This is a genomic window from Dyella sedimenti (assembly GCF_022760995.1).
Taxonomy (GTDB): Bacteria; Pseudomonadota; Gammaproteobacteria; order Xanthomonadales; family Rhodanobacteraceae; genus Dyella; species Dyella sedimenti.
In genome coordinates this window covers 309,380-326,651 of the sequence record NZ_JAKWJO010000001.1, presented here as the reverse complement: position 1 = coordinate 326,651, position 17,272 = coordinate 309,380, and the positions used below count along the sequence as shown (strand labels likewise).

Below are 17,272 nucleotides of genomic sequence, written 5' to 3'. Positions count from 1 at the left end.
GCCCTGCGGAGCCCTTTTCTTAGAGCCTGTTCACGATCAGCCCGGACAGTTCGCGGGTCCGTGCTTCCATCAATGCGACATCGCCGCGCGACTCCACGTTCAGGCGCAGCAGCGGCTCCGTATTGGATGAGCGAAGATTGAAGCGCCAGCTCCCGAAGTCGGCACTGACGCCGTCGATGTATTCAATGACCGGCTGGAGCGCAGCGAAGTGTTGCAGCACCCTGGCCACGGTGGCCTTCGCATCGTCGATCACGAAGTTGATCTCCCCGCTGCACGGATAGGCCGCCATGCGCTCGGCCAGCATGTCGGCGAGCCCGATGTTGGTCCTGGAGACGCGTTCGGCAACCAGCAGCCACGGAATCATGCCGGAATCGCAATAGGCGAACTCGCGGAAGTAGTGATGCGCGCTCATCTCACCGCCGTAGATCGCGTCTTCGCTGCGCATCCGTTCCTTGATGAAGGCATGGCCCGTCTTGCTTTCGATCGGCACGCCGCGCGCCTGGCGCACCATGTCGACGGTGTTCCAGGTCAAGCGGGGGTCATGGATGATCTTTGCGCCGGGATGCTTCTGCAGCAGTTGGGCGGCCAGCAGGCCGACGATGTAATAGCCCTCGATGAACTCACCTTGCGCGTCGAACAGGAAACAGCGATCGAAGTCGCCGTCCCAGGCGATACCGAAATCGGCGCCATGCTGGCGCACAGCCTCGGCGGTGGCGGCGCGATTCTCCGGCAGCAGTGGATTGGGGATACCGTTGGGAAAGCTTCCGTCAGGTTCGTGGTAGATACGGATGAACTGCAGCGGCAGATGGGCGGCGAGCAGATCGATCACTTCACCGGCACCACCGTTGCCTGCGTTGACCACGACTTTCAGCGGCTGGATGGCCGTCGCATCGATGTAGCCCAGGAGATGCTGGATATAGGCCGACTTGTCGTGGTCGCGCGTGACCTTGCCCTGTTGCGGTCCGGGTGGACCGAACTCGTTCTGCTCGACCAGTTGCTCGATATCGCGCAGTCCTGTATCGCCGCTGATCGGGCGTGCGCCTTCTCGGACCAGCTTCATGCCGTTGTAGTCGATGGGATTATGGCTGGCGGTCACCATGATGCCGCCCGCGACCTGGCGGTGGAACGTCTGGAAGTAGACCTCTTCTGTCCCGCACAACCCGATGTCGATCGCGTCGCACCCTTCATCATTCAGGCCTCGAACGATCGCATCGGCGAACACGGAGCTGTCACGGCGGATATCAAAGCCGACCACGACGGCACCTTCGCCTACCGTGCGGGCGAATGCGCGCCCCAATCGATACGCGACGTCTTCATTGAGTTCGTCGGGGACGCGGCCACGGATATCGTAAGCCTTGAAACACTTCATGGGCGCAAGCCGGAGACGGGAAAACCCGGATTGTATCTTTCCGGGCTCCCACCCACGACGCCCGTACCGGCCCGCCAGAAGGCGGGCCGGTACGTCGGACGCTCACTCCACCGTCACCGACTTGGCCAGATTACGCGGCTGGTCCACATCGGTGCCGCGCAGTACGGCGACGTGATAGGCCAATAGTTGCAGCGGCACGGTAAACACGGCCGGGGCGATGAAGTCGCCGCCACCGTTGATGCGGATCGTGGCGCCACGGGCGGCGTTGCCTTCCAGGCTGGCGTCGCCGTCGGCGAACACCAGTAGCTCGCCGCCGCGGGCGCGTACTTCCTGCAGGTTGGATTTCAGCTTGTCCAGCAGGGGGCCGTTCGGGGCCACGGCGATCACGGGCATGTCCTCGTCCACCAGCGCCAGCGGGCCGTGCTTGAGTTCGCCGGCCGGGTAGGCCTCGGCATGGATGTAGGAGATTTCCTTGAGCTTGAGCGAGCCTTCCAGCGCCACCGGGTACTGGGCGCCACGGCCCAGGAACAGCGCATGCTGGCGGTGGATCAGGTGGGCGGCCAGTTCGATCACGTCGGGCTCGAGCTTCAACGCGTCCTCAAGTGCGCGCGGCAGATGCTGCAGCTGCGTGCACAGGTCCTGGTAGTGCGCCGGGTCCAGCCCTCGCTGCTGCGACAGATGCAGCGTCAGCAAGGCGAGCGCCGCCAGCTGGGTGGTGAAGGCCTTGGTGGAGGCCACGCCGATTTCCGGGCCGGCGCGCGTCATCAGCTTGAGGTCGGCCTCGCGCACCACGGACGATTCGGGCACGTTGCAGATGGCCAGCGTGCCGAGATAGCCGCGGCGGCGTGATTCGCGCATCGCCGCCAGCGTGTCGGCGGTTTCGCCGGACTGGGAGATGGCGACGAACAAGGTGCCTTCCGGCACCACCGCCTCGCGGTAGCGGTACTCGCTGGCCACCTCGACGCTCACCGGCAGGCGCGCGTACTCCTCGATCCAGTACTTGGCCACCATGCCTGCGTGGTAGCTGGTGCCGCAGGCGATGATGTGCAGGCCACGCACCTTGGCCAGCAGTTCGTCGCCGTCCACGCCGAAGATGTTCGGCAGCACGCCATGCGGGCCGATGCGCGCCTCCAGTGTGGCGGCCACGGCGGCGGGCTGTTCGAAGATTTCCTTCTGCATGTAGTGGCGGTATTCGCCGCGCTCCACCGCATCGGCGGACAGCTCGCTCTCGTGCAGGTCGCGCTGAACGGGCTGGCCTTCGAGGTTGAAGATCGCCACGCTGTCGCGCGTGATCTCCGCCACGTCGTCCTCGTCCAGGTAGATGATCTTGTTGGTCACCTGGATCAGCGCCTGGGCGTCGGAGCCCAGGAAATGCTCGCCGATGCCCACGCCCACCAGCAGCGGTGCGCCATGGCGCGCGCCCACCACCTTGCCCGGCTCCTTGCTTGAGATCACGGCGATGGCATAGGCGCCCTCGAGCTCGCGCACGGTCGCCAGCACGGCGTCGCGCAAGCCCTGGCCTGACGCCACATGCTCGTTGATGAGCGCGGCCATCACTTCCGTGTCGGTTTCCGAGGTGAATACGTGGCCGCGTGCCTGCAGGTCGGCGCGCAGGCTGGCGTAGTTCTCGATGATGCCGTTGTGCACCAGCGCCACGCTGCCGGCGACGTGCGGATGCGCGTTGGCCTCGTTGGGTACGCCATGGGTGGCCCAGCGCGTGTGTGCGATGCCGGTACCGCCCGGGAACGGATGGGCCAGGTACAGCGATTCCATCTCGCGCACCTTGCCCTTGGCGCGGACGCGGCGGATCTCGCCCTGGTCCAGCACGGCCAGGCCGGCGGAGTCGTAGCCGCGGTATTCCAGCGCCTTGAGTCCGGCGATCAGCAGGGGCGCCACGTCACGCTGGGCGGCGGCGGCAACGATTCCACACATGAGCTGTACTCCTTTCGAAACAGGCACCGACCTTCCGGTCGCGATCCGCGACTGTGCAGGCAGGTGATTTCAACAAACTTTCATGACGGCGGGCGGCACCAGGCCCATCGTGGGCACGCCGCCCGCGCCGGATCAATGCACCTTGCGGCGTAGATAGTTCAGCAGATCGATGCGGGTGATGAGGCCCAGGAACTGCTCGCCGTCCACCACGATGGCCACGTGGCCACGCTCGAACACCGGCAGTAGCGATTCGATCGGCGAGCGCACGTCCAGCATCTGCAGGTGGGTGATCATGGCGGTGGATACCGCGTCGCGGAACCGGCTTTCGTCGGCGTGCACGTGCATCAGCACGTCCGACTCGTCGAGGATGCCGACCAGGCGGCTGCCGTCCATCACCGGCAGCTGCGAGACGTCATACAGCTTCATGCGCGTATAGGCCGTCATCAGCAGCTCGTTCGGCCCCACCACCACGGTGTCGCGCTGGGCGAACGGCCGCAATAGCAGGTCGCGCAGGTCACCATGCTGCTCGCGCTCGAGGAATCCGTTGTCGAGCATCCAGTAGTCGTTGTACATCTTCGACAGATACTTGTTGCCGGTGTCGCACACCAGCGTCACCACGCGCTTCGGGCTCGCCTGTTCACGGCAATAGCGCAGCGCCGCCGCCAGCAGGGTGCCGGTGGAGGAACCGCCCAGGATGCCTTCCTTGGCCAACAGCTCGCGCGCGGCGAGGAAGCTCTCCTTGTCCGGGATGGCATAGGCTTTCTGCACGCGGGTGAAGTCGCTGATGGTGGGCAGGAAATCCTCGCCGATACCCTCGACCATCCAACTGCCCGATTTGGCCGAGAGCGTGCCTTCATTGATGTACTGGGCGAGGATCGATCCGACCGGGTCGGCCAGCACGAACTCCGTGGCCGGCGAATGCTCGGCGAAGAACTTGGACAGGCCGCTCAGCGTGCCTGAGGAGCCACAGCCGACCACGATGGCGTCGACCTTGCCGTCGAGCTGGTCGAGGATCTCCGGGCCGGTGGTGGCGATATGCGCCACCGGGTTGTCCGGGTTGCCGAACTGATTGATGAAGTAGGCGTTGGGCGTTTCGCGGGCGATGCGTTCGGCCATGTCCTGGTAGTACTCCGGGTGGCCCTTGGCCACGTCCGACCGGGTCAGCACCACCTCGGCGCCCATCGCCTTGAGGTTGAAGATCTTCTCGCGGCTCATCTTGTCGGGCACCACCAGGACCAGGCGGTAGCCCTTCTGCTGCGCCACCAGGGCCAGGCCCAGGCCGGTGTTGCCGGCCGTGCCCTCCACCAGGGTGTCGCCAGGCCGGATCTTGCCGGCCTTTTCGGCGCCCTCGATCATCGACAGGCCGATGCGGTCCTTGATCGAGCCGCCGGGGTTGGCGCTCTCCAGCTTCAGGAACAGCTCGCACGGTCCGACATCCAGGCGCTGCGCGCGTACCATCGGGGTACGTCCGATCAGTTCGAGGACACTCTGGTGGACCGTCATGGGAACTCCTTGCTGTAGGCTCCGGCCGCATCACAGCAGCCATCGGGGACCACGATGATACCCGAGCCACGCTGACGCCTTGGAGTGTTCGCCCGGAACGACAGCGGCCCCGGAACCTTTCCCTTGCGGGGAGGTGCCGGGGCCGCGTTCATGCGAAACCTTGCAGGTTCAGTTGATGCGGTGCACGCGGGTGTCCCACATGCGCTGGAGCCGCTCCTTCGCGTGGAGTTTCTCCTTCTTCATCCCCGACAACGTCATGTCGTCGATGGGAAGGACGCCGATCTCGGCATCGTGCACCTTGCTGTCGAGCTCCTGATGGTGCTGGTACAGCCGACGAAACTCCGCGTCGGCCTTCATCAGTGCTTCGACATCATCACGCTGCTGGTTTTCGAACATGATTCAACCTCCTCTGGAGAGAACGGCGGGCGCCTGGGAAAGGCATCCGCTGACGAAGAATCAGGCGCGCGCACCCCCGATCCATGCCGCTTGACCGGTCCATGGAGCGCGATGGAAAGGAAAGGATGAGCGCATGATTCAGGTCGGTGACCCAGGGTGCGGAGCTGCCCCCTGGGCATTCGACCCTACTCCCCGCCCTGGGGTCATGCAAGCGTCACAAAGCGGTGGAGACGCGCTGTCATCCCACGTACAAAAGCTGCCGAAACAGCCATTGCCTGAAGCCGGCACCGGCTTTCCAGAACGGGATCGGCCCGGGGGCAGGCCCAAAAACAGGAAGGCCGGCAGCATGGCCGCCGGCCTCCTGCTGGACACCAGGGAAGGAACGCCTTACTTGCCCTGATCCTTGTTGCCCGGGTTGTCCGAGCCGCTGTCGCCCTGCTGCATCTGCGAACGCAACGCGCGGGCGGCCTGCGCCGCCAGGTCCGCCTGCTTCTTGGCCGCATTGGCCACGCGGGCCTGGGCAGCGGCCAGCTTCTTGGCCTGCTCGGCCTCGGCCTGGGCCTGGGCGGTGGCCTCGGCGCCTGCCGCCATCTGGCGGGCGGCCTCTTCCTGGGCCATCTGGTACTGCAGGCGCTGGCGCTCCAGTTCCTTGCGCGCCTGGTCGGCCTCGCGGCGGCTGCCGTCGAGCAGGATCTGGTCGTGCTCGCGGTCGAGCTTGCCGATCTGCTGCTGGGCTTCCTGCAGTTGAGCGGTGGCGCGGGCCAGGTCCACCCGGCGCTCGGCCAGGTACAAGGCATGGGCGCGGTCGCGCGAGCGGGCCTGCGACAGTTGGTTCACGGCGTCGCGGGCGCGGGCCTGCTCGGCCTGGGCGTAACCGCCCAGCACGGGGTCGCCGGCCAGCTGGTCGAGGCTGTTGGAGAGACGGGCCACGTCCATGTCCTCCTTGGCGGCATGGGCGCTGGCGGTGGCGGCCAGGGCCAGGCAAAGCACGGAAAGTCGGAGAGTCAGGGATTTCACAGGTGGCCTCCCTGGTCATTGTTCGCCTGGGGCGGGTTGGGCTGGGGCGGGTTGCCGTTCTGCTGCGGCAAGGTCTGGAAGCCCTGGCCCTCGGGAACCGGCGCGGACAAGGAAGAACTGGACGGCGCCGGCATGTCGCCCGGCTGGTCCTGCGGCGGCAGGGCCACGTTCTGGGCCTGGTCCTGTTGCTGCTGCTCGGCCAGGGACTGCTCGATCTGGTCGCGCAACTGCTGGTTGGCGGCGGTCTTGCTCTGGATCTGCTGGCGGGCGGCGGCCAGGCGGGCCTTGGCGCGGGCCAGTTCGGCGTCGGCACGGGCCTCGTCCGCCAGCACGGCCGCGTCGTCGTACTTGCGGCTGGCCATGGCATTCTGGGCCTGCTGGAACTTGTTCTGGGCGAACCCGAGGTCCACCGGGTCGTAGTCGGCCGCGTCGGCGTCGCGCGCCGCCTGCAACTGGACCTGCGCCTGGTTCATGACGTTGTTCGGCGGCGGCGTGCTCGCGCAGCCGGCCAGCGCCAGCATGAACGCCAGCGGCAGGGCGAAAACCGCGGTCCGGGCGCCCTTCGGGCGTCCAGTCAGCGGGGAAAAGATGTGCACCATCACTCAGTCCTCTCGGAGTGTCGCAGCGTATTGTGGGCGGGCATAATCGACTTTAGCAATGCGCACGAAATTAGGGGATTCGAGTGGACATCGGTTACTTCCTCAAGCTAATGGTTGACAAGGGCGCGTCGGATATGTTCCTGACCACGGGCGCCCCTGTGAACATCAAGGTCGAGGGCAAGCTCTACCCGCTCGGCAATACCGGCCTGCCGAGCGGCATGGTCAAGAAGATCGCCTATTCGCTGATGGACGAGGGCCAGGTCCCCCAGTTCGAGCGCGACCTGGAGCTGAACATGGCGCTGGCGGTGAAGGAAGCCGGGCGCTTCCGCATCAACGTGTTCAAGCAGCGCGGCGAAGTGGGCATGGTGATCCGCGCCATCAAGAGCGAGATCCCCAGCATCGACCAGTTACAGCTGCCGAGCATCTTCCGCGACCTGATCATGGAGCCGCGCGGCCTGATCCTGGTGGTGGGCGCCACCGGCTCGGGCAAGTCCACCACCCTGGCGGCCATGCTCGACCACCGCAACCAGAATTCCTCCGGCCATATCCTCACCATCGAGGACCCGATCGAATACCTGCACCGCCACAAGCGCTCGATCGTGAACCAGCGCGAGGTGGGGCTGGATACGCACAGCTACCACGAGGCCCTGCGCAACGCCATGCGCGAGGCGCCGGACGTGATCATGATCGGCGAGATCCGCGACACCGACACCATGGAGGCGGCGATCGCCTTCTCCGAGACGGGCCACCTGTGCCTGGCCACCCTGCACTCCAACAACGCCGACCAGACGCTGGAGCGCATCCTCAACTTTTTCCCCGAGTCGGCGCACAAGAACGTGCTGATGAACCTGGCGCTCAATCTGCGCGCGGTCATCAGCCAGCGCCTGGTGGTGGGCAAGGATGGCCGCCGCCTGCCGGCCACCGAGGTGCTGCTCAACACCCCGCTGATCCGCGACATGATCCGCCGCGGCCAGGTGCACGACATCAAGGAGGCGATGGACCGCAGCCTGCAGGAAGGCATGCAGACCTTCGACCAGTCGCTCTACCGCCTCTACAAGGAAGGCCGCATCGAGCTGGACGAGGCGCTCAACAAGGCCGACTCCCGCGATGGCCTGGCGCTCAAGGTGCGCCTGTCCGAGAGCGGCAATACGGAAAGCGCCGAACTGGCAGGCAACGACCCGTACGGGCTCGGGTTCTGACCCGTCCGCCCCGTCGTCCGGCGAACGCCCGGACGACGGCGAGCTAGCCGGCGGGCGGCGGTGCGTCCGGCTGCGCTTCCGGCGCCGCCCGCTGGAATGCCTCCAGGGCCTGGCAGGCTTCATGGATGCGCCGGATCGTAGGGTAACCTTCCATCGGCAGCTTCCAGCGCACCGCGTTGTAGACCTGCGGCACCAGGCAGGCGTCGGCCAGGGTCGGCATGTCGCCATGGCAGAAGCGCCCGGTCGCCACATTGCCGGCCAGCATGGTTTCCAGCGCGTCCAGGCCTACCCCGATCCAGTGCCGTGACCAGACGCCCTTGGCCGCCTCGTCCAGCCCGAACTGCGTCGTCAGGTATTGCAGGACGCGCAGGTTGCCCAGCGGATGCAAGTCGCAGGCGACCACTTGCGCCAACGCCCGCACCCGGGCGCGCCCCTCCGCATCGGCCGGCAGCAACGGCGGCGTGGGCCGCGTCTCCTCCAGGTACTCGACGATGGCCATGGACTGGGTCAGCACCCGGCCCCGGTCGATCAGGCAGGGCACCAGTTCCTGCGGATTGAGCGCCTGGAACTCCGGCGCGTGCTGTTCGCCGCCATGGTCGAGCAGGTGCACCGGCCGCGTCTCGTAGACCAATCCCTTCAGATTCAGCGCGATGCGCACGCGATAGGCGGCGCTGGAGCGCCAATAGCCGTACAGCGCCAGATCCTGGCTCATCGTGCATGTCCTCCCGGAGAAATATCGGCCGCCTAGGATACCCGCCATGCGGTTTGCATCGCTGCGGACCGGGCGGGACAATACGCGATTCGTGCCCTAGGGCGCCCATTCATCGAACAAGCCAAGGGAGTTCCGCCGTGTCCGTTACCCGCATGAGCGATCTTGATCTGCGCGGCAAGCGCGTGCTGATCCGCGAAGACCTGAACGTACCGATCGAGAACGGCCACATCACTTCCACCCAGCGCCTGGATGCCTCCCTGCCCACCCTCAAGGCCGCCCGCGACGCCGGCGCCAAGGTGATGGTGATGTCCCACCTCGGCCGCCCGAAGGAAGGCCAGTTCGATGCCGAATCCTCGCTGGCCCCGGTCGCCCGCTGGCTGGGCGAGAAGCTCGGCCAGCCGGTGCGCCTGGTGGCCGACTACCTCGACGGCGTCGAAGTCGCCGACGGCGAGGTGGTGGTGCTGGAGAACTGCCGCATGAACGTGGGCGAAGGCAAGGACGACGACGCACTGGCGAAGAAGTACGCCGCGCTGTGCGACATCTTCGTGATGGATGCCTTCGGCACCGCGCACCGCGCCCAGGCCTCCACCCACGGCGTGATCAAGTACGCCCCAGTGGCCGCCGCCGGCCCGCTGCTGTCGGCCGAGCTGGATGCGCTGGGCAAGGCGCTGGAGCAGCCGGCCCATCCGCTGCTGGCCATCGTGGCCGGCTCCAAGGTCTCCACCAAGCTCACCCTGCTGGAGAACCTGATCGGCAAGGTGGACCAGCTGATCGTCGGCGGCGGCATCGCCAACACCTTCATCGCCGCCATGGGCTACCCGGTCGGCAACTCGCTGTACGAACCGGACCTGATTCCGGCCGCCAAGAAGGTCATCGCCGACGCCAAGCGCCGCAACGCCGACGTACCGATCCCGGTGGACGTGGTGGTCGCGCCGGAGTTCTCCGCCCATGCGTCCGCCACGGTCAAGCCGGTGGACGAGGTGAAGGACGGCGAGATGATCCTGGATATCGGGCCCGAGACCGCGCGCCGCTATGCCGAGCTGATCGCCAAGGCCGGCACGGTGGTGTGGAACGGACCGGTCGGCGTGTTCGAGTTCGACGCCTTCGCCAAGGGCACCGAGACGCTGGCGCGCGCCATCGCCGCTTCCCCGGCGTTCTCCATCGCCGGCGGCGGCGACACGCTGGCCGCGGTGGACAAGTTCGGCATCGCCGATGACGTGTCCTACATCTCCACCGGCGGCGGTGCCTTCCTGGAGTTCCTGGAAGGCAAGGAACTGCCGGCGGTGGCGGCCCTCAAGGCCCGCGCTGGCAAGTAATGCTCTGCCTATTCGACCTCGACGGCACGCTGATCGATTCGGAGGCCGGCATCCTCGGCTGCGTTCGCCATGCGCTGACGCAGTTGGGCGTGCCACACCCGGCCGAGATGCGCCACTGGATCGGCCCGCCGCTGCGGCACAGCTTCGCGCCGCTGCTGGACCACGACCTCGAGCGCATCGAGCTGGCGGTGGAGTACTACCACGAGCGCTTCCATGCGATCGGCTGGCAGGAGCACACCGTCTATTCCGGCATCGACATGATGATCGAACGCCTGCAGGCGGCCGGGCATACGCTCGCCGTGGTCACCAGCAAGCCGGAACGGCATGCGCGGCCGATCATCGAACACCTGCCGTTCGGCAAAGCGTTCAGCCGTCTATACGGCCCGGACCCGTCGAGCGCGCATAGCGAGAAGGCGACGATGATCCGTGCCGCGCTCGAGGATTTTCGCGCCAAGCCGGAAGAAACGGCGATGATCGGCGATCGTCATTTCGATATTGATGGCGCCGTGGCCAATCGCGTGCGCGGCCTTGGCGTGCTGTGGGGTTTTGGCAGCCGCGAGGAGCTGGAAAAAGCCGGTGCGCATGCCTTGGCGCGCGATCCGGCGCATCTGGCGGAGCTGCTGGCGGCGTGACTACGTAAACCCTGTGGGAGCGCACCCAGTGCGCGGATGAAACCGCTTCGTAGGCTTTTCGCGCACTGGGTGCGCTCCTACAAAAAGACGAGGCACAAAAAAACGCCGCGATGATCGCGGCGTTTTTTGTGGTCAAGGGGGCACGCGCTCAGCCGACCACGCGCTTCACCGCATCCACCACGTGGGCCACCGTGAAGCCGAAGTACTCGAACAGCTGCGGTGCGGGCGCCGAGGCGCCGAACGTGGTCATGCCGACCACCTCGCCGTCCAAGCCTACGTACTTGCGCCAGAAGTCGGCGGTGGCCGCCTCGACCGCCACGCGCGCGCGGCACCAGCCCGGCAGGACCGCCTCGCGGTATTCCAGCGGCTGGGCGTCGAACACTTCCGTGCACGGCATCGACACCACGCGCACCGGCACGTTCTGCTGGGCCAGCGTACGCGCCGCCTCCATCGCCAACTCCACTTCCGAACCGGTGGCGATCAGGATGGCCTTGAACCGGGTGTCCTGGGGATCGGACAGCACATAGGCGCCGCGGGCGATATCCGCCAACTGCTGTGCGTTGCGCTGCTGGTGCTTGAGGTTCTGGCGCGAGAACACCAGGCACGCCGGGTTACCCTTGCGCTCGATGGCGAGCTTCCAGGACACGGCGGTCTCCACCGCATCGCAAGGACGCCACACTTGGTTGTTGGGGATGTAGCGCAGCGAGGCCAGGTGCTCCACCGGCTGGTGGGTCGGGCCGTCCTCGCCCAGGCCGATCGAGTCGTGGGTATAGACGTGGATGGTATGCGCCGGGATCAGGGCGCTCATGCGCACCGCATTGCGGGCGTAGTCGGAGAACACCAGGAAGGTAGCGTCGTACGGGATGAAGCCGCCGTGCAAGGCCAGCCCATTGGCGATGGCGGTCATGCCGAACTCGCGCACGCCGTAGTAGACGTAGTTGCCCTTGGCATCATGGCCATTGCCGGCGTCGACGCTGCCCTTCCACTTGGTGAGGTTGGAACCGGCCAGGTCGGCCGAGCCGCCGATCAGTTCCGGCAGCAGCGGAGCGAAGGTATCGATGGCCATCTGCGAGGCCTTGCGCGTGGCCACTTCCGGGCCCTCCGCCTGCAGCTTCTCCACATAGGCCTGCGACTTGGCGGCCCAGTCGGCCGGCAATGCGCCGGTGATGCGGCGATTGAACTCGGCCGCCAGTTCCGGGAAGGCCGCGGTGTACTTGGCCACGGCGTCGTGCCAGGCCTGCTCGCGCTCGGCGCCGACCTTCTTGTGGTCCCAGCCGGCATAGATCTCGGCCGGGATCACGAACGGCTCGTAGCGCCAATCCAGCGCGTCGCGGGCGGCGGCGACCTCGTCCTTGCCCAGCGCGGCGCCATGGCTTTCTTCCTTGCCCTGCTTGTGCGGCGCGCCGAAGCCGATGATGGTGCGGGCGCAGATCAGCGTGGGCTTCTCGGACTGGGCAGTGGCCTGGGTGATCGCCTGCTTGATCGCCTCGGCATCGTGGCCGTCCACGCCGCGGATTACGTTCCAGCCGTACGCCTCGAAGCGCTTGGCGGTGTCGTCGGTGAACCAGCCGTGCACCTCGCCATCGATCGAGATGCCGTTGTCGTCGTACACCGCCACCAGCTTGCCCAGCTTCCAGGTACCGGCCAGCGAGGCGGCCTCGTGCGAGATGCCTTCCATCAGGCAACCGTCGCCGAGGAACACATAGGTGCGGTGGTCGACGATGTCGTGCCCCGGGCGGTTGAAGTGCGCGGCCAGCACCTTCTCGGCCAGCGCGAAGCCCACGGCATTGGCGAGACCCTGGCCCAGCGGGCCGGTAGTGGTTTCCACGCCTGGGGTTTCGCTGGCTTCCGGATGGCCGGCGGTCCTGGAATGCAGCTGGCGGAAGCGCTTGAGCTGCTCCATCGGCAGGTCATAGCCGGTCAGGTGCAGCAGCGCGTACTGCAGCATCGAGCCGTGGCCATTGGACAGCACGAAGCGGTCACGGTTGAACCACTTGGGATTGGCGGGATTGTGCCGCAGGAAGTCGTTCCACAGCACCTCGGCGATATCCGCCATGCCCATGGGCATGCCCGGATGACCGGAGTTGGCCTGTTGCACGGCGTCCATGGCGAGGGCACGCACGGCATTGGCAAGTTCGCGGCGGGTTGTCATCGGGAAAAGTCTCCGGGCTGGCGGCGGAAAAACCCGCATTGTCGCCGATCCCCCCATCTGCTGTCGCCCATCACAGGCCACGCGTGCGGCACCTGAACGGCGCCAACAATTAACCACTCCTTAATACTGGACTAACCGGTATTGAAACTCCCGGACCCTCGACCCATCTAAGCAACAGCACCGTCGGCACGAGGTGCCCAGCCGCCGCTGACCGAACCCCCGGCGCGACGGACTGGCCCCAATAAGACCAAGAGGAGTCCCCCATGAAAAAGACGATGTTTGCCCTTGCCTTTGCCGCCGCCGGTCTGGTGGCCCTCCCCGCGTTCGCCCAGGACAATGGCCAGAACGCCCAGCAGGGCTGGTACGTCGGCGCGAATGCCGGCTATGCCCAGACGCACAAGGGCCCGTATGACAATGGCGATTTCGCGGGTGGCGTGAAGGGCGGCTACCGCTTCGCCATCAACCCCGAAACCTCGCTGGGCGCGGAAGTCGGCTACGTCTACCTGGGCCGTTCCGACGCCCGTGGCCTCTATACCCAGAACTACGCCGGCTACAACGGCAACAACGACAAGTCCAAGCTGCAGGGCGCCACCGCCGGCCTGAACCTGCGCTACAACTTCAGCCCGAACTGGTACGGCGAGATCCGTGGTGGCGCGTTCTTCGCCAAGGGCGAGGGCCTGACCAACGACAAGCTCAACCCGCAGAAGGTCGACTTCAACAGCACCCGCTACTACGCCGGCGTGGGCGCGGGCTACAACATCTCGCGGAACTGGAGCGTGGGCGTCAACTGGGACTACTACGACGGCAGCCAGAGCGACAAGAACATCCACCTGCCGACCAACCTGTACAGCCTCAGCGCGGAATATCGCTTCTAAGGACGGTGTCAGCAACTGAGCAACAAAAACGGGCGCCTCGCGGCGCCCGTTTTCTTTTCCGTAGGAGCGCACCCAGTGCGCGACAAACCCACCGAGCGCTTGCACCCGCCTCCGCAGGTCGCGCACTGGGTGCGCTCCTACAGAGGGTGGTGTCGTGCCGCTTACTTGCCGGGCCACTGCCCCAGCGCGGCCAGGCCGTTTTCCTTGGCGCGCGCGGCGACGGTCTTCTGCGCCTCGGCGTAGTTGGCCTTCATGTCCTTGGACCACAGCTTCAGCGCGGCCTGCTGCATGGCACGGCCGTAGGAGAAGCTCAGCGGCCACGGGTGCGGGCCCATGCGGTTCATGGCGTTGAGGTGGGCGGTGGACTGCTCGTCGGTCTGGCCGCCGGAGAGGAACACGATGCCCGGCAGGGTGGCCGGCACGGTGGTCTTGAGCACGCGCACGGTGGCCTCGGCCACTTCCTCGACCTCGGCCTGCTCGTCCGCGTCCTTGCCCGGGATGACCATGCTGACCTTCAGGATGGTGCCTTCCAGCATCACGTTCTGCTCGTACAGCGCGTTGAACAGGCTGCGCAGCACGGCCTCGTGCACCTCATAGCTGACCTCGATGCTGTGGTCGCCGTCCATGATCACTTCCGGCTCGACCATCGGCACCAGGCCGGCTTCCTGGCACAGCGCGGCGTAGCGCGCCAACGCGTGGCAGTTGGCTTCGATGGCGGTGGAGGACGGGTTGTCCTCGCTGATGTTGATCACGGCGCGCCACTTGGCGAACTGGGCGCCCAGCTTGACGTATTCCTGCAGGCGCTCGCGCAGGCCATCCAGGCCCTCGGTCACCACATCGCCCGGGAAGCCGGCCAGCGGCACCGGGCCCTTATCCACCTTGATGCCGGGAATGATGCCGTTCTTCTTCATCACCTGAGTGAACGGCACGCCGTCCTTGGTGGACTGGCGGATGGTCTCGTCGTAGAGGATGGCGCCGGAGATGTGCTCGCCAAGGCCCGGCGCGGTGAGCAGCAGCTCACGGTAGGCGCGGCGGTTCTCCTCGGTGTTCTCGATGCCAACGGCCTCGAATCGCTTCTTGATGGTGTTGGTCGACTCGTCGATGGCGATGATGCCCTTGCCGGGCGCGACCATCGCCAGGGCGACGCTTTCGAGATCTTCGATGCTCATGACAACTCCGGATACTTAGGCGGTGTGGGCCGCACAAGGTGGTGCCACCCCGGGGGGCGGCCAGGCTGAAAGGCGGCGATTATAGGCCATCAGCCGTTCAGGGGGCCGGAGGTCGCCCCTGAACGGCCTGGTGGCACGGCCCGGGATCAGGCCTGGTCGTAGCCCGGCAGCTTGCAGGCGTTGACGATGGCCTGCTTCTGGGCGGCATCGTCCGGCAGGTTGAACGGCACGATGTAGTAGGTGTTGACCGGCTCATGCCCGGTGTTGTGCAGCGCCGGGCCGTAGCGGAAGTTGCCGACCACACTCTTGGCCACCGCATCCAGGTCGCTCTGCGGCACCACCTTGCGCACGGTCACGTTCTGGGGCACGCCGTCCGACCCGATCAGGAAGCTCACCGCCACGCAACCTGGCTTGTCCATGTTGCGGCCGCTGTTGGGAACGTCGGCGTCGACCTTGGTATTGAGCATGATCCAGTAGGACTGGATCTGCTCCGGCCCGACCATGCGCGCCTGCGACTGCGCGAGCAGCGGCGCCGCCCCGGTCATGGCCAACGCGAGCACCAGGGCCTGGCCAAAACGGCGTGACATCGTGTTCATGGAAAACCTCCTGCGCATGGGTGGGGTGGCGTCGGCCGGATTCTAGTCCCAATGGGCCTCGGCCGATGCCAACGGCACGCCTACAGGTCGCGCAGGCACTCCACCACACCCTCGGCGCCCACCGAAAGCAACTTCAGCGTATTGGTGCCGCCACCCTGGCCGATATGGTCGCCATGGGTCAGCACCACGCGGTCGCCCTCGGACAGCTTGCCCTGCTCGAACAACTGGCGCACGGCATCGCGCGCCGAGACGGCCGGATTCTGCGAGGCATGGGTGAACTTCACCGGCTGCACGTCGCGCAGCACCAGCATGCGGCGGCGGGCGTCGTCGAACGGCGACAGTGCGTAGATCGGCACGGCCGTGCGATAGCGCGACAGCCACTGCGCGGTGGCGCCCGACTCGGTCAACGCCACGATGGCGCGCACGCCGAGCTGGCTGGCCAGCACCATCGCCGCCAGTGCGATGGCTTGGTCGGTACGGTCCAGCAGGTGTCCCTGCGTGGCCGGGTCTTCCTTGGGCTCGAACTGGCGTTCGGCGCCCAGGCAGATGCGGCGCAGCGCGGCCACCGCCTTGTCCGGGTGCGCACCGGCGGCCGATTCCTCCGACAGCATCACCGCGTCGGTGCCGTCGATCACGGCATTGGCCACGTCGAGCACTTCGGCGCGGGTCGGGATCGGCGAACGCACCATCGACTGCAGCATCTGCGTGGCGGTGATGACCGCGCGGTTGCGCTGCACCGACTCGCGGATGATCTTCTTCTGCAGGCCCGGCAGCTCGGCGTCGCCGATCTCCACGCCCAGGTCGCCGCGCGCCACCATCACCACGTCGGAGGCGTCGATGATCTCGCCGAGTACGGGGATGGCGTCCGCGCGCTCGATCTTGGCCACCAGCGAGGCCTTGCCGCCGGCCTCTTCCAGCAGGCGGCGCGCCTCGTGCATGTCGGCGCCCGAGCGCACGAAGGACACAGCCAGGAAGTCGGCGCCGATCTCGGCGGCCAGCTTGATATCGGCGCGGTCCTTGTCCGACAGCGCGTTGACGGAAAGGCCGCCGCCCTGGCGGTTCAGGCCCTTACGGTCGGAAAGGCGACCGCCGATCAGCACGCGGCAGCGCACCTCGGCGCCGACCACGGATTCCACCGTCATCGCGACCAGGCCGTCGTCGAGCAGCAGCACGTCGCCCGCGGCGACGTCGTTGGGCAGGCCGTAGTAGCTCACGCCCACGCGGGTGTTGTCGCCCAGCGGCGCATTGGGGCTGCAATCGAGCACGAAGCTGTCGCCCACGCGCAGTTCGACCGGGCCATTGGCAAACCGTTCGACGCGGATCTTCGGACCTTGCAGGTCGGCCAGCACGCCGACTTCGCGGCCCAGCTTGGCCGCCGCATCGCGCACCGCGTTGGCGCGGGCACGGTGGTCGTCCGGCTGGCCGTGGGAGAGGTTCAAGCGAACCACATCGACGCCTTCGGCGATGATTTTTTCGAGCATGCCAGGCGCATCGGTGGCGGGACCGAGGGTGGCGACAATTTTTGTGCGGCGCAGCGGAGTGTCGGTAGTCATCGTTTCAAACTAGCAGAACTGGCGACGTACGCCAGAGGGTTTTCCGGCCGTTTTCCCACATCGTCCATACCACCCAAGTGGACTGCTGCTGGCATGCGGACCAGCCCACTCCACTGGTATTACGCTCAGGCAAGCAAGGACGACACGAGCGATGCACACTGGTCTGCTTGGCGCCTCCCGGGTGGTGTGGACACTGGTGTCATCGGTCGCGAAAAGCCACGCCATTCCAACGCCACGCGCGATGCGCCGCCA

At 66.4% G+C, this 17,272-nt stretch carries 15 protein-coding genes; 4 read left to right on the top strand and 11 right to left on the bottom strand.

Annotated elements, in window-relative coordinates:
* Positions 1–19 precede the first annotated feature (19 nt).
* The 6 genes from MJ605_RS01495 to MJ605_RS01470 form a co-directional block, all read right to left on the bottom strand.
* Positions 20–1,369: a phosphohexomutase domain-containing protein gene (locus MJ605_RS01495; protein ID WP_243039085.1), complete on the bottom strand. Its 1,350-nt coding sequence runs from the start codon at positions 1,367–1,369 to the stop codon at positions 20–22.
* Between the two features lie 102 nt (positions 1,370–1,471).
* Positions 1,472–3,301 carry a glutamine--fructose-6-phosphate transaminase (isomerizing) gene (gene glmS / locus MJ605_RS01490; protein ID WP_243039084.1) on the bottom strand — a complete coding sequence of 610 codons (1,830 nt, stop codon included), beginning with the start codon at positions 3,299–3,301 and terminating at the stop codon, positions 1,472–1,474.
* A 132-nt stretch (positions 3,302–3,433) separates the two neighbouring features.
* On the bottom strand, positions 3,434–4,804 hold the full coding sequence (locus MJ605_RS01485) for a pyridoxal-phosphate dependent enzyme (protein WP_243039083.1): 1,371 nt from the start codon (positions 4,802–4,804) through the stop codon (positions 3,434–3,436).
* A gap of 168 nt (positions 4,805–4,972) precedes the next feature.
* A complete protein-coding gene (locus tag MJ605_RS01480) occupies positions 4,973–5,200 on the bottom strand; it encodes an HP1242/YdcH family protein (protein ID WP_243039082.1) in 228 nt (75 codons plus the stop codon).
* 387 nt (positions 5,201–5,587) lie between these two features.
* Positions 5,588–6,217, bottom strand: coding sequence for a hypothetical protein (locus MJ605_RS01475; protein ID WP_243039081.1), 630 nt, complete (start codon positions 6,215–6,217; stop codon positions 5,588–5,590).
* The gene (locus tag MJ605_RS01470; protein WP_243039080.1) at positions 6,214–6,816 is read right to left on the bottom strand and encodes a DUF4398 domain-containing protein; all 603 of its coding nucleotides are present in this window, start codon (positions 6,814–6,816) and stop codon (positions 6,214–6,216) included. Before MJ605_RS01470 ends, MJ605_RS01475 begins: the two co-directional genes overlap by 4 nt.
* Positions 6,817–6,926: 110 nt before the next feature.
* On the opposite strand from MJ605_RS01470, the gene MJ605_RS01465 reads away from it, so the two are divergent.
* A complete protein-coding gene (locus MJ605_RS01465; RefSeq protein WP_243039998.1) occupies positions 6,927–8,015 on the top strand; it encodes a PilT/PilU family type 4a pilus ATPase in 1,089 nt (362 codons plus the stop codon).
* Between the two features lie 43 nt (positions 8,016–8,058).
* On the opposite strand, the gene maiA is transcribed toward MJ605_RS01465, so the two are convergent.
* Positions 8,059–8,727 (bottom strand): maleylacetoacetate isomerase, encoded by a 669-nt coding sequence (gene maiA / locus MJ605_RS01460; protein WP_243039079.1) that lies wholly within the window; start codon positions 8,725–8,727, stop codon positions 8,059–8,061.
* A gap of 137 nt (positions 8,728–8,864) precedes the next feature.
* Here maiA and MJ605_RS01455 point away from each other — a divergent pair, with 137 nt between their 5' ends.
* Both MJ605_RS01455 and MJ605_RS01450 read left to right on the top strand, forming a co-directional pair.
* Positions 8,865–10,043: a phosphoglycerate kinase gene (locus MJ605_RS01455; protein WP_243039078.1), complete on the top strand. Its 1,179-nt coding sequence runs from the start codon at positions 8,865–8,867 to the stop codon at positions 10,041–10,043.
* Complete coding sequence (locus MJ605_RS01450; RefSeq protein WP_243039077.1) at positions 10,043–10,675, top strand: HAD hydrolase-like protein; 633 nt, start codon at positions 10,043–10,045, stop codon at positions 10,673–10,675. Before MJ605_RS01455 ends, MJ605_RS01450 begins: the two co-directional genes overlap by 1 nt.
* A gap of 148 nt (positions 10,676–10,823) precedes the next feature.
* Here the strand turns inward: MJ605_RS01450 and tkt are convergent, their stop codons facing one another.
* Positions 10,824–12,827: a transketolase gene (gene tkt / locus MJ605_RS01445; RefSeq protein ID WP_243039076.1), complete on the bottom strand. Its 2,004-nt coding sequence runs from the start codon at positions 12,825–12,827 to the stop codon at positions 10,824–10,826.
* A gap of 263 nt (positions 12,828–13,090) precedes the next feature.
* On the opposite strand from tkt, the gene MJ605_RS01440 reads away from it, so the two are divergent.
* Complete coding sequence (locus MJ605_RS01440; RefSeq protein ID WP_243039075.1) at positions 13,091–13,702, top strand: outer membrane beta-barrel protein; 612 nt, start codon at positions 13,091–13,093, stop codon at positions 13,700–13,702.
* 161 nt (positions 13,703–13,863) lie between these two features.
* Here the strand turns inward: MJ605_RS01440 and MJ605_RS01435 are convergent, their stop codons facing one another.
* The 3 genes from MJ605_RS01435 to pyk all read right to left on the bottom strand — a co-directional run bounded on the left by MJ605_RS01435 (position 13,864) and on the right by pyk (position 17,020).
* Positions 13,864–14,871 (bottom strand): class I fructose-bisphosphate aldolase, encoded by a 1,008-nt coding sequence (locus MJ605_RS01435; RefSeq protein WP_243039074.1) that lies wholly within the window; start codon positions 14,869–14,871, stop codon positions 13,864–13,866.
* A 146-nt stretch (positions 14,872–15,017) separates the two neighbouring features.
* Positions 15,018–15,467 (bottom strand): energy transducer TonB, encoded by a 450-nt coding sequence (locus tag MJ605_RS01430; RefSeq protein WP_243039073.1) that lies wholly within the window; start codon positions 15,465–15,467, stop codon positions 15,018–15,020.
* Positions 15,468–15,547: 80 nt separating this feature from the next.
* Positions 15,548–17,020, bottom strand: a complete 1,473-nt coding sequence (gene pyk / locus MJ605_RS01425; RefSeq protein ID WP_243039072.1) for a pyruvate kinase — start codon at positions 17,018–17,020, stop codon at positions 15,548–15,550.
* Positions 17,021–17,272 lie beyond the last annotated feature (252 nt).